Here is an 11,405-nt window from a genome sequence, read left to right as displayed (position 1 = left end):
GGCGGCCGCCTCGGCCAGCTCGGCCGCGCCGGCCTGGCCGCTCTCGTCGATGATGGCCAGTTCCGCGCCGACCTCGACGGTCTCGTCCTCAGCCACGACGATCTTGGTGATGACACCCGCGGACGGCGAGGGGATCTCGGTGTCGACCTTGTCGGTCGACACTTCGAGGAGCGGCTCGTCGGCCTCGACGCGCTCGCCCTCCTTCTTCAGCCAACGGGTGACGGTGCCCTCGGTGACGCTCTCGCCGAGCTGGGGCATCTGTACGGAGACCGGCATCGTTATTCTTCTCTCGCGTTCTGATCTCGAGGGCTGGACTAGTTGTGTACGTGCAGCGGCTTGCCGGCCAGGGCCAGCATCGCCTCACCGACCGCCTCGGACTGGGTCGGGTGTGCATGGATGAGCTGGGCGACCTCTGCGGGCAGAGCCTCCCAGTTGTAGATGAGCTGGCCTTCGGTGACGAGCTCGCCGATGCGGCGGCCCACCATGTGGACGCCGACGACCGGCCCGTCCTTGCGGGCGAGCACCTTGACGGCGCCGCCCGTGCCGAGGATCTGGCTCTTGGGGTTGCCCGCGAGGTCGTAGACCTGCTCGACGATCTCGATGCCGCGCTCGGCGGCCTGCGCGGACGTGATGCCCACCGAGGCGACCTCGGGGTCGGAGTAGGTGATCCGGGGCACGCCCGCGTAGTCGATGGGCGGCGGGTTGAGGCCCGCGATGTGCTCGGCCACCAGGATGCCCTCGGCGAACCCGGCGTGGGCCAGCTGCGGCGTGGGGATCAGGTCGCCGATGGCGTAGACGCCGGGAGCGGAGGTGCGGCAGTGCTCGTCGACCGTGACGGCGCCGCGCTCGACGGCCACGCCGGCCTCCTCGAAGCCCATGCCGGCCGAGACGGCCCCGCGGCCGACCGCGACGAGCAGGATCTCGGCGTCGAGGGTCTTGCCGCTGGCCAGGGTGACGAGCACGCCGGTGTCGGTGGTCTTGGCGCCCTCGAAGAAGACGCCGAGCTCGTACTTGATGCCGCGCCGGCGGAAGGCCCGCTCCAGCAGCTTGGAGCTGGACTCCTCCTCGGTGGGCAGCAGGTGCGGCAGCGCCTCGACGATGGTGACCTCGGCGCCGAAGGAGCGGTAGACGCTGGCCAGCTCGACGCCGATGACGCCGCCGCCGAGCACGATCACCGAGGCGGGCACCCGGTCCATCTGCAGCGTGTGCTCGCTGGTGATGATCCGCTCGCCGTCGATGTCGAGGCCGGGCAGGCTGCGGGGCGCGGAGCCGGTGGCCAGCACGACGTTGCGGCCCTCGTACACCTCATCGCCGACCTGGACGCGGCGCTCGGCGAGCAGCCGGCCCTCGCCCTCGACCACGGTCACGCCCGCGGCCTTGAGCAGGCCCTGCACGCCCTTCCAGGCGCGGTTGACGATCTTGTCCTTGAAGGCGTGCACGCCGGCCACGTCGATGCCCTCGAAGTGCGCCTTGACGCCGAACGAGGCGCTCTCGCGGGTCTCGTCGGCGACCTCGGCGGAGTGCAGCAGGGCCTTGGTGGGGATGCATCCCCGGTGCAGGCAGGTGCCGCCGATCTTGTCCTTCTCGATCAGGGCGACCGTCATGCCCAGCTCGGCCGCCCGCAGCGCGCAGGCGTAACCGCCGCTGCCGCCACCTAGGACGACGATGTCGTAGGCCACAGGAAGGCTCCTTGTCGGGGTGTTCGTGATGCCGTCATCTTTTCATCTGTTCCGGGCGCTCGCGCGCCGGTCCCCTCAGATGCTCGCGTGCCGTTCGGCGAGCGCGATGAGCGTGCGGGCGAAGGCGCCGGTGCCGCCCTTCGGGGTGTAGCCGTGCGCCTCGCCCTTGTTGAAGGCCGGGCCGGCCATGTCGATGTGCGCCCAGCGGACCCCGTCGGGCACGAACTCCTTGAGGAAGATGCCCGCGGCCAGCATGCTGCCCCAGCGCTCGGGCTGCAGGTTGGCGATGTCGGCGACGGGGGAGTCGAGGCCCTTGCGCAGCTCCTCGGGCAGGGGCATGCCCCAGGCGCCCTCACCGGCGGCGGCGGCCGCCTCGACGACCAGCTCGCGCACGGCGTCGTCGTTGGCCATGACGCCGGCGGTGCGCCAGCCGAGCGCGACGATCTGCGCGCCGGTCAGCGTGGCGACGTCGACGATCAGGTCGGGGCCGTCCTCGGCGGCGCGGGCGATGCCGTCCATGAGGACCAGGCGGCCCTCGGCGTCGGTGTCGAGGACCTCGACGGTCTTGCCGCTGTAGCTGTGGATGACGTCGGAGGGGCGCTGGGCGGTGCCGCTCGGCAGGTTCTCCGCCAGGCAGAGGTAGCCGATCACGTTGACCGGCAGGCCCAGGCGGGCGATGCCGACGAGCGCCCCGAAAACGGCGCCCGCGCCGCCCATGTCGGACTTCATCCAGTCCATGGACGCCGACGGCTTCAGCGACAGGCCGCCGGAGTCGAACGTGATGCCCTTGCCCACGAACGCCAGCGTCTTGGTGGCCTCGGGGTGGCTGTAGGACAGGCGGACCAGCCGGGGCGGGTTGGCCGAGCCCTGGCCGACGCCGATGAGGCCGCCGTAGCCGCCCTCCTTGAGCTGCTTGTCGTCGAGCACCTCGACGCTCAGCCCGTGCTCGCCGCCGGTCTGCTCGGCGATCTCGGCGAACTTGGCCGGCCACAGGTCGGACGGCGGCGTGTTGACCAGGTCGCGCACCAGCGTGACCGCGTCGGCCAGGATCGCGGCCCGCTCGCCGGTCTCGGCGGCCTCGCCCGACAGGACCGTCAGCTCGGCCACGGGGGCCTTCTGGTCGTCGCCGGTGCGGTAGCGGGAGAAGCCGTAGGCGCCCAGCAGCCCGCCCAGGGCCACGGCCTCGGCCTCGGCGGCGGAGCCGGCCGGCAGCGCGAGCGCGGCGCGGGCGGTGCCCGCCAGCGAGCGCACGGCGGCGCCCGCGGCCCGGCGCAGCCCCTCGGCGTCGGGGGAGTCGCCGAGCCCGACCGCGACCAGCACCGGGGCGGTGACGGAGCCGAACGTGGGCAGCTTGGCCAGCTCGCCCGGCTTGCCGGAGAAGCCCACGGAGGTGAGTGAGGAGGTGAGCTTGCCGCCGAAGGCCGCGTCGAGGGATTCGGCGCCTGTGGCGGGGCTGGGACCGCCGGGGCCGGACCGGAACCCGACGATGAGCGCGTCGGTGTCGAACGAGACGGGATCTGCTGAGTTCAGCCGCACAGTGGTCACGTAAACCGATGCTATCCAGGGTTTCCAGGTACTCACAAACAGGGGTTCATCCCACGAATCATGCGGTGCGACATGGTGCTATTGTCATTAGCACCATGTTGCTGACGCTCGACCTCAACGACGCCCGTCCCCTGCACGAGCAGGTCGCGGGCGCGATCCGCCGCGCGATCGGCGAGGGCTCCTACGCGCCGGGTGACCGGCTGCCGCCGGCCCGCGACCTCGCCGACGCGCTGGGCATCAACCCCAACACCGTGCTGCGCGCCCTGCGTGAGCTGCGCGAGGAGGGGCTGCTGGAGTTCCGGCGGGGGCGCGGCGTCAGCGTCGCGCGCCACGCCGACGGGCGCGCCCTGCTCCGCGAGCGGGCGCGCGAGCTGCTGGACGAGGCCAAGAGGTACGGATACCGCCGGGAGGACGTCATCACGCTGCTGGAGGAGCTCACATGAACATCCGGATCGCCGCCCTGTCGGGGGCGGCCGTCACCGCCGCCATGGTCGCGCTGCCGCTGGCGACGCGCGAGCGTCTGCCGGAGCCGCTGGCCGTGCACTGGGGGCCGGGCTCGGTGCCCGACGGCACGGCGTCGTTCGCCGTGTTCTTCACCGCCCAGCTCGGGATCTGGGTGCTGATGTGGCTGTTCGCGCTGACGGCGGTGACACGTGGCGCGGGCCGCGAGGCCACCGCGCCCGCGGGCGCCGCGGGCGGATGGGCGTTGCTCGCCGGCGGTGGCCTGCTCGCGCTGGGCGTGTCCGGCACCACGGTGCTGGCCAACCTCGACGCGGCGAGCTGGACCGGGGCGCGCCTGCCCGCGTGGGCGCCGGTCGCGATCGCGGTCCTGCCGCTCGCCGTCGCGCTCGCCGCGGCCTGGCTCGGCCGGGGCCGTCCCGGTGAGCGGTCGCCCGCCGCTGAGCCGCCGTCGCTGCGGCTGCGCCCCGGGCAGCGCGCGGTCTGGGTGAGCCGGGTGAGCAACCCGTGGCTGGTCGCCCTGACCGGCGCCGCCGCGGCCGGGCTCGTGGTGGCCGGGGTGCTCCTGCTCACCGGCATCGCCACGGGCGGCCCGCTCGCCGGGCTGGTCCCCGCGCTGGCCCTGGTGCTGCTCCTCGGCCTGTTCACCTCGGCCGTGCGCGCCCGGGTGACGGCGGACGGGGTGGCGATCGGATTCGGCCCGCTCGGCCGGCCGGTGCGCCGGATCTCGCTGGCCAAGATCGACCGGGCCTGGTCAGAGCCGCGCCACCCGAGCCAGGTCGGCGGCTGGGGCCTGCGCGGGGTGCCGGGCGGCTCCACCATCATGCTGCGTGGCGGCGACTGCCTGGTCATCCGCTACCGGTCCGGCGGCGAACTGGCCGTCAGCATCGACGACGCCGGTCGCGGCGCCGCCCTGATCAACGCGCTCGTCGCCGAGAGGGGCGTGGCGTGAAGCCCCTTCCCGTCTTCCTCGTCGTCGCGTTCGTCCTGTCATGGGCGGTGGCGCTGCCCCTGTGGCTGGCCGGCGGGCTGGCGTCGCCGATCGCCCGGCCGCTGGCCCTGCTGATGATGTTCACCCCCGCGGTGGGCGTGCTGGCCGCCTGGCTGGTCAGCCGGACGCCGCCGCGCCGGTGGGCCCGCGAGACCGGCCTCACCCTGGGCGAGCGCAGGGGGCGCACGGGGCTGCTCGTACTGGCCGCCTGGCTGGGGGTGCCGCTGCTGGTGCTCGCCGCCGTCGCGATCAGCGCCGGTCTCGGCCTGTTCACGCTGGACCTCGACGGGCTGAGCCTGTTCAGGGAGCAGTTGCGGGCCACCGGGCTGCCGGTCCCCGAGAGCCTGACGCCGGTCGCCGTCACCCAGGTCGTGGTCGCCGCGCTGACCGGGCCGGTGCTCAACGCCATCCCGGCGCTCGGTGAGGAGTGGGGCTGGCGCGGCTACCTGGCGCCCCGGCTGGCGGAGCGGCGCGGGGTGCTTCCCGGGCTGGCGCTGTCCGGCGTGGTCTGGGGGCTGTGGCACGCGCCGCTGACGCTGCTCGGCTACAACTACCCGGCGCTCGGGTCGTGGGCCGCCGTCTACTTCGTCGGCTTCTGCGTGCTGGCCGGGGTGGTGCTCGGGTGGTTGCGGCTCCGCTCGGGCAGCGTGTGGCCGGCGGTCGTGGCGCACGGCTCGCTCAACGCCGTCGCCCCCGCCGTCCTCCTGCTCGGTGACGCCGCCGCGCCGCCGAACCTGGTGCTGGCCGGGCCGTCCGGCCTCGTCGGCTGGGTCCTGATCGCGGCGTGCGCGGCCGTGCTGCTGAAGACCCTGCCGGTACGGGGCCCGCGACCCGCGTGATCAGCCGAGCACGGCGCACACCACGAGCGTGGCCGCCGTGGCCGTCTCCACCAGGGCGCCCAGCACGTCCCCGGTGACCCCGCCGAGCCGCCGCCGGGCGTGCCGCAGCATCACCAGCGCCGCGCCCAGCCCCGCGGCCGCCCCCGCGACGAGCACGGCCGGGCCGGGAAGCCCGATCAGGCCGGGAGCGCCGGTCGGGCTCGCGCCCCCGGGCGGCCCGGGCCGGGCGGGCCACGCGGCCCAGCCCAGGGCGGCGGCTCCCGCGAGGACGGCCAGGGTGACGAGCCACGCCGTGCGCGCCCGTACCGTGCCCGCGACCAGGACGCCGAGGCCGCCGGGCCGGGCGGCGGGGACGCCCGCCCGGCAGGCCCAGGTGAGCGCCAGGCGGCCGGTCACGCAGGCGGTCACCAGCACGGGCGCCCCGGCGGCGAACAGCGCGGGCCCCCCGGCCGGCGCGCAGGCTCCGGCGGCGGACAGCGCGGCCGCCTGGATGAGCAGCGTGAACGCCAGCGCCACCACCCCGAACGGCCCGATGTCCGACTTTTTCATGATGTCCAGCGCCTGCGGGGCCGGTTTGCCGCTGCCCAGCCCGTCGGCCAGATCCGCCAGCCCGTCCAGATGCAGGCCGCGGGTCAGCGCCGCCAGCAGGCCCAGCGCCAGGGCCGCGCCCAGCAGCGGCGGGCCCGGCAGCAGCAGCGGGAGCGACGCCACCGCGCCCAGCGCCAGCCCCACCAGCGGCGCCAGCGCCATCGCCCGCCCCGCCACCTCGCGATCGACCCGCTCCACCCGCACGGGGAACACGCTGAGCGTCCCGGCCGCGAACCGCAGCCCGTGCATCAGAACAGCTCGTCCAGCAGCCGGTAGTAGCGCAGCCTGTCCTCGTCCACCTCGGCGGGGCCGTACGCCCGCAGGAAGCTCCCGGCGGCGGGCCCGTCGAGCTCACGCAGCACGATCGCCAGGTCCACGTGCCGATCGGCCACCCCGAGCGCGCCCACGTCGACCAGGACCGTGTCGCCCGACGGCGAGGCCAGCACGTTGGCCGGGGTGTAGTCGCCGTGCGTGACCACCAGGTCCTCGCGCGCCGGCCGCTCGGCCACCAGCCGTTCGTAGACCTGGCCCGGCGTCAGCCCGAGGTGGTCCTCGTCGAAGTCACCGGCGTCGACCAGGCCGTCGCGCACCCGCCCGGCCGCCCGCGCCAGCTTGACGTCGAGCCGCTCGTCGAACGGGCACTCCCGCACCGGCACCTCGTGCAACGCGCGCAACGCCGTGCCCAGGACGGTCCCGGCGTCCGCCGGCGGCTTGCGCTCCAGGCTGCGCCATCCGGCGTCGGCCAGCACCAGCGCGTCGCCCTCGAACGCCACCACGTCCGGCACGCTCACCCACCGCTTCAGCCACAGCAGCCGCTCGTGCTCGGCCCGCGCCGACGGGCCCTGCTTGACGTAGAAGGCGCCGGTGGGGCCCGTGACGCGGAGGGTCTCGCCGCTCAGGCCCTCGTGGTCGTCCGACCAGATCGCGTCTTCGCCGAAGAGATCGAATATCCGCCCAGGGAGCTGCATAACCGACGATCCTACGAGGCCGACTAGGGTGGCCGGATGCACGTGCTTGAACTCGAAGGCGTAGGCGTCCGGGTCGTCGGCAAGACGTTGCTGGACGAAATCGACTGGCAGGTGGCCTATGGCGACCACTGGGTGATCCTCGGCCCCAACGGCGCCGGGAAGACGACGCTCCTCTCGCTGGCCGCCGCCGTGCGGCACCCGACGACGGGCTCGGTGAACGTCCTCGGCCACCGCCTGGGCCGCGTCGACCTGCGTGAGCTGCGCCGCCACATCGGCCTGGTCGCCGCCAGCCAGCGGCTGATCGACGAGGAGCTGCTGGAGGAGGAGGGGGCGACCGCGCACACCGTGGTGCTCACCGGCCACACCGGTACGAGCGCCCCGATCTGGGAGAAGTACGGCGACGCCGAGCGGGACCGGGCGCTGCGCCTGCTGGCCGACCTCGGCTGCAAGGACCTGGCCGAGCGGCCCTTCCGGGTGTGCTCCCAGGGCGAGCGGGCCAGGGTCAGGGTGGCCAGGGCGCTCATGGCGGACCCGGCGGTGCTGCTGCTGGACGAGCCGTTCGCCGGCCTCGACCTGCCGGCCCGCGAAGACCTCATCACCGCCGTGGAGGCCCTGGCCGAGACCCGGCCGGTGCTCACCACCGTCACCGTGACGCACCACCTGGAGGAGGTCCCGGCGACGACCACGCACGCGCTGCTGATGCGCGACGCCCGCGTGCTGGCCGCCGGGCCGGTGGACGACGTCCTCACCCCGGCGAACCTGTCCGACTGCTTCGGCCTGCCGCTGCACGTCGACCGCCTGGACGGCCGCTGGTACGCCCGCTCCGTCCGGCCCTGACCCTCACAGCCGCAGGAGGCGGCCGGCCACGACCAGGGCGACGTCCTCCGACTCGGCCGCCAGGCGCTCGTTCAGCCTGCCGAGCGCGTCCCTGAAGGCGCGACCGCTGGCCGTCGCCGGCACCACCCCCATGCCCACCTCGTCGGACACCGCCACGACCCGGTGCGGCGCGGTCCGCCACGCGCGGACCAGCTCGTCGCAGCGCCGCTCCACGGGCGCGCGGTCGCCCTCCCAGGCGGCGTGCTCGTCGAACACCGCCGCCAGCCAGGTGCCGAGCCCGTCGACCAGCAGCGGCCCCGTGGCCGCCCCGATCACCTCCGCGAGCTCCGTCGTCTCCGCCGTCGCCCAGTGCGCGGGCCTGCGCACCCGGTGGGCGCGCACCCGCGCGGCCCACTCGCCGTCGCCCTCCCCGGCGGGTCCCGTGGCCACGTACGTCACGTACGGCTCGGCGGCCAGGCGCAGCTCGGCCTCGGCCGACTTGCCCGAACGCGACCCGCCCAGCAGCAGCGTCCGCCGGGGCGCGGCGACGGGCGGGGGAGGCGGCCGGCCGGTGTCCAGGACCGTGCCGTCGGGCACCGCCCGGGCGCCCCACAGCTCCAGCCGCCTGGCGAGCTCGTCCTCGGACCTGGCCCGGTGGTCCAGGCCGACGGCGACCACGTGGGTGCGCTCGTCCACCAGCCCCGCCCGGCGCATCGCCCCCAGGCGCTCGGGCCGCTCCAGAAGGTCCACCAGCACCGCGTCATAGCGCCCCTCGCCGCCGGGGGGCACCTCCCGCCCCGCGGGGGCGTACAACAGGCGGGAGCCGCCGGGGCAGGTCAGCCCGAGACCGCCGGCGTGGACGCGATAGCCGGGCGGCACATCGGCGTACGGGACCGGCACCACCCCGTCGACCACCGCCCCGAAGGGTGCCCGGCGTGAGGGACGGCCGAGACACGAGGCGCACGCGCAGCCCGGCGCGGGCCAGCCAAGATCGCCCGAGGTCCCGGTGAGAAGCAGCTCCACCGCGCCGAGCGTACAAACCCGGTGCCACACGCCCTCGACCGGCCCGCCCCGGGAGCGGCGGTGAGGAGATGGGCGTGCGGCATCGATGGACCTGCGAACTCCGGAGTAGGGTTCCAGTGCCGTCGAGAGGATGCGCCGGCGAACCCGCGGAAAAAGGAGCGTATGGCATGACATGGCGGTGGCGTTATGAAAACGCGCAGGGTGGTGAGGTGACGGATCGCCCTTTGCCGCGAGAGGTTTTTCCGAGCCAGGCCGACGCGGAGTCCTGGCTGGGGGAGAACTGGCGTGAGCTGCTGGAGTCCGGGGTCGAACAGGTTGCCCTGCTCGACGAGGACCGGGTCGAATACACGGGTTTGTCATTGCGTCCGGAGTAATCGCGGAGAATAGGAAAACCCCTTGAGCGCATGCGCCGCTCAAGGGGTTTCTGTTGTGCGCGTGACTACGGGCGCTTGGCCGGGCTGACGGTCTTGGCCGGGTCGCGCTCCATGATGGGCGCCACCACGTCGTCGATCCGCTTCATCACCTCGGCGTCGAGCTTGACGCCCGCCGCCTTGACGTTGTCGCGCACCTGCTCGGGGCGGGAGGCGCCGACGATGGCGCTGGCGACGTTCGGGTTCTGCAGGACCCACGCGACCGCGAGCTGCGCCATCGACAGGCCCAGGTCGGCGGCGATCGGCTTGAGCTCCTGCACGCGGGCCAGCACGTCGTCCTTCATGAACCGGGCGATCATGCCGCTGCCGCCGGCGGCGTCCGTCGCCCGCGAGCCCTCGGGCAGGGCCTGGCCGGGCACGTACTTGCCGGTGAGCACGCCCTGCGCGATCGGCGACCAGACGATCTGGCTGACGCCCTCGCGCTCGCTCAGCGGCACGATCTCCGACTCGATGACCCGCCACAGCATCGAGTACTGCGGCTGGTTCGACACGATCCGGTCGAAGCCCATCTCGTCGGCGATGCTGAGCGCGTCGGCGATCTGGCCGGCGGTCCACTCGCTGACGCCGACGTACAGGACCTTGCCCTGCCGCACCAGGTCGTCGAACGTCTTGAGCGTCTCCTCCAGCGGCGTCTCGTGGTCGAAGCGGTGCGCCTGGTAGAGGTCGACGTAGTCGGTCTGCAGGCGGCGCAGCGAGCCGTTGATCGACTCGGTGATGTGCTTGCGCGACAGGCCGCGGTCGTTGGGGCCCTTGCCCGTGGGCCAGTAGACCTTGGTGAAGATCTCCAGCGACTCCCTGCGGACGCCCTTGAGCGCCCTGCCGAGCACCTCCTCCGCCTTCGTTCCCGCGTAGACGTCGGCGGTGTCGAACGTGGTGATCCCCTCGTCGAGAGCCGCCTGCACGCACTGCTTGGCGGCGTCCTCCTCGACCTGGGAGCCGTGAGTGAGCCAGTTGCCGTAGCTGATCTCGCTGACCATGAGACCGCTGCGGCCGAGGTGACGGAATTCCATACATCCGACCTTAGGGGGTGTCCCGGCATAACGGTCACCAGGGGCGTTGGGCGGAGATCGTCCGTCGGTCCGGGGCGATAAGGTCGGCCGGTGCCCAATCTCCTCCGGGCGGCGCTCACCGCCGCCGTCCTGGCGGCGATCGCCGTGCGGCTGCGCCGCCGCGCCCGCCTGCCCCGGACCGAGCCGCCCGCCCCCGGCGCCGCGCTCGACGCCGCGCTCGACTACGCGCCCGGTTCCACGTCGCGCCCGCGTCCGCGCCTGCGGCCCGGAAAGCTCGGCCGGCTCGGCGCGCTCGTGGCGGCCACGGTGGCCGTGCTGGCCGCCCTGGCGTACCTCGGGCCCGGGGCATGGCCGGGCCAGTCCGTGCGCGACACGTTCGCCTCCGTGAGCGGTCCCGTACGGCACGCCGCCGCGGAGCCTGGCGGCGCCGCGCCCTCCGGGCCGCCCGAGCCTGACGGTCCGACCTCGCGGGAGTTACAGGCCGGGGAGCCGGACCCCTGCGCACCCCCGCGCGGGGCCGTGACGGTCCGGCCGGTGGACCCGCGGGTCAAGCGGGCCGTCGACCGGCAGTGGCGGCGCATCGAACGGTGGCTCAGGGCCAACGCCCCGAGGACGCACGCCGCGCTCGGCCGCCCCGGCAGGGCGCGCACGATCGCGGTCGCCGAGGCGCAGATGGGCGTGAAGTTCCCCGACGACCTGCGGGCCTCGCTGCTGCGCCACGACGGCGCCCGCGGCTTCGGCTTCGGCGGAGCGATCAACCTCGGCGTACGGGAGATCAGGGACGCCTGGCGGCTCAGGTGCGCGCACGCCGCCACGACCGCGCCCGCCGGGGGATGGGACGCCGGGATCATCCCGTTCGGGCGTCTCCCGGGGCGCGGCGGCTATGCGGTCACCGGCCCGGCGGGGACGTCCGGCCGCCCGACCTACTACGCGATGATGCGCGCGGTCGCGGTGGCCCTGGAGACGGGCACGCCGATCGACGGCCGCCGCCCCGCGGTCAGGCGCGGCGTCCTGCGGTGGACGCACACGCGATGACCGCGGCGGCGAAGTGCCCGG

Annotated in this window: 13 protein-coding genes; 6 read left to right on the top strand and 7 right to left on the bottom strand. The window is 74.3% G+C overall.

The genetic code is table 11. From position 1 onward, the window contains the following. The 3 genes from ADY59_RS25275 to ADY59_RS25265 all read right to left on the bottom strand — a co-directional run. Positions 1-276, bottom strand: a 276-nt coding sequence (locus tag ADY59_RS25275; protein WP_331459515.1) for a biotin/lipoyl-containing protein, incomplete at its 3' end; no start/stop codon positions are given. 38 nt (positions 277-314) lie between these two features. Beyond that, the gene (lpdA, locus tag ADY59_RS25270; protein ID WP_049566438.1) at positions 315-1,679 is read right to left on the bottom strand and encodes a dihydrolipoyl dehydrogenase; all 1,365 of its coding nucleotides are present in this window, start codon (positions 1,677-1,679) and stop codon (positions 315-317) included. Positions 1,680-1,754: 75 nt separating this feature from the next. Continuing rightward, positions 1,755-3,224 (bottom strand): leucyl aminopeptidase, encoded by a 1,470-nt coding sequence (locus ADY59_RS25265; protein WP_049566436.1) that lies wholly within the window; start codon positions 3,222-3,224, stop codon positions 1,755-1,757. Positions 3,225-3,319: 95 nt separating this feature from the next. On the opposite strand from ADY59_RS25265, the gene ADY59_RS25260 reads away from it, so the two are divergent. From ADY59_RS25260 to ADY59_RS25250, 3 genes are read left to right on the top strand one after another with little or no spacing between them, the layout of a single operon-like run. Next, positions 3,320-3,667: a GntR family transcriptional regulator gene (locus tag ADY59_RS25260; protein WP_049566433.1), complete on the top strand. Its 348-nt coding sequence runs from the start codon at positions 3,320-3,322 to the stop codon at positions 3,665-3,667. Then, positions 3,664-4,635, top strand: a complete 972-nt coding sequence (locus ADY59_RS25255; RefSeq protein WP_049566430.1) for a hypothetical protein — start codon at positions 3,664-3,666, stop codon at positions 4,633-4,635. The genes ADY59_RS25260 and ADY59_RS25255 overlap by 4 nt, the downstream gene beginning before the upstream one ends. After that, positions 4,632-5,513 (top strand): CPBP family intramembrane glutamic endopeptidase, encoded by an 882-nt coding sequence (locus ADY59_RS25250; protein WP_049566428.1) that lies wholly within the window; start codon positions 4,632-4,634, stop codon positions 5,511-5,513. Before ADY59_RS25255 ends, ADY59_RS25250 begins: the two co-directional genes overlap by 4 nt. On the opposite strand, the gene ADY59_RS25245 is transcribed toward ADY59_RS25250, so the two are convergent. Together ADY59_RS25245 and ADY59_RS25240 are read right to left on the bottom strand one after the other, a co-directional pair. Further along, entirely contained in the window at positions 5,514-6,350 is an 837-nt protein-coding gene (locus ADY59_RS25245; RefSeq protein WP_049566426.1) for an adenosylcobinamide-GDP ribazoletransferase, read from the bottom strand. It abuts the gene before it with no gap. Further along, positions 6,350-7,069 carry an aminoglycoside 3'-phosphotransferase gene (locus tag ADY59_RS25240; protein WP_049566424.1) on the bottom strand — a complete coding sequence of 240 codons (720 nt, stop codon included), beginning with the start codon at positions 7,067-7,069 and terminating at the stop codon, positions 6,350-6,352. Before ADY59_RS25240 ends, ADY59_RS25245 begins: the two co-directional genes overlap by 1 nt. A gap of 36 nt (positions 7,070-7,105) precedes the next feature. Between ADY59_RS25240 and ADY59_RS25235 the strand changes: the two genes are divergently transcribed. Then, complete coding sequence (locus ADY59_RS25235) at positions 7,106-7,906, top strand: ABC transporter ATP-binding protein (RefSeq protein WP_049566423.1); 801 nt, start codon at positions 7,106-7,108, stop codon at positions 7,904-7,906. Between the two features lie 3 nt (positions 7,907-7,909). Here ADY59_RS25235 and ADY59_RS25230 read toward each other — a convergent pair whose 3' ends face one another. Further along, complete coding sequence (locus ADY59_RS25230; RefSeq protein WP_049566421.1) at positions 7,910-8,908, bottom strand: bifunctional adenosylcobinamide kinase/adenosylcobinamide-phosphate guanylyltransferase; 999 nt, start codon at positions 8,906-8,908, stop codon at positions 7,910-7,912. Positions 8,909-9,075: 167 nt separating this feature from the next. On the opposite strand from ADY59_RS25230, the gene ADY59_RS25225 reads away from it, so the two are divergent. After that, complete coding sequence (locus ADY59_RS25225) at positions 9,076-9,282, top strand: hypothetical protein (protein WP_049566420.1); 207 nt, start codon at positions 9,076-9,078, stop codon at positions 9,280-9,282. Positions 9,283-9,347: 65 nt separating this feature from the next. Here the strand turns inward: ADY59_RS25225 and ADY59_RS25220 are convergent, their stop codons facing one another. Next, a complete protein-coding gene (locus ADY59_RS25220) occupies positions 9,348-10,349 on the bottom strand; it encodes an aldo/keto reductase family protein (RefSeq protein WP_049566417.1) in 1,002 nt (333 codons plus the stop codon). 90 nt (positions 10,350-10,439) lie between these two features. Between ADY59_RS25220 and ADY59_RS25215 the strand changes: the two genes are divergently transcribed. Continuing rightward, positions 10,440-11,384, top strand: a complete 945-nt coding sequence (locus ADY59_RS25215) for an SMI1/KNR4 family protein (protein WP_049566416.1) — start codon at positions 10,440-10,442, stop codon at positions 11,382-11,384. Positions 11,385-11,405 lie beyond the last annotated feature (21 nt).

The organism is Nonomuraea sp. SBT364, from assembly GCF_001083785.1.
Taxonomy (GTDB): Bacteria; Actinomycetota; Actinomycetes; order Streptosporangiales; family Streptosporangiaceae; genus Nonomuraea.
This window is presented reverse-complemented; position numbering and strand designations above follow the sequence as displayed.

Coding starts and splice junctions, on each gene's coding strand:
- ADY59_RS25225 (WP_049566420.1), top strand. CDS start 9,076: ATGACATGGCGGTGGCGTTATGAAAACGCGCAGGGTGGTGAGGTGACG.
- ADY59_RS25245 (WP_049566426.1), bottom strand. CDS start 6,350: ATGCACGGGCTGCGGTTCGCGGCCGGGACGCTCAGCGTGTTCCCCGTG.
- ADY59_RS25240 (WP_049566424.1), bottom strand. CDS start 7,069: ATGCAGCTCCCTGGGCGGATATTCGATCTCTTCGGCGAAGACGCGATC.
- ADY59_RS25255 (WP_049566430.1), top strand. CDS start 3,664: ATGAACATCCGGATCGCCGCCCTGTCGGGGGCGGCCGTCACCGCCGCC.
- ADY59_RS25260 (WP_049566433.1), top strand. CDS start 3,320: ATGTTGCTGACGCTCGACCTCAACGACGCCCGTCCCCTGCACGAGCAG.
- ADY59_RS25220 (WP_049566417.1), bottom strand. CDS start 10,349: ATGGAATTCCGTCACCTCGGCCGCAGCGGTCTCATGGTCAGCGAGATC.
- ADY59_RS25235 (WP_049566423.1), top strand. CDS start 7,106: ATGCACGTGCTTGAACTCGAAGGCGTAGGCGTCCGGGTCGTCGGCAAG.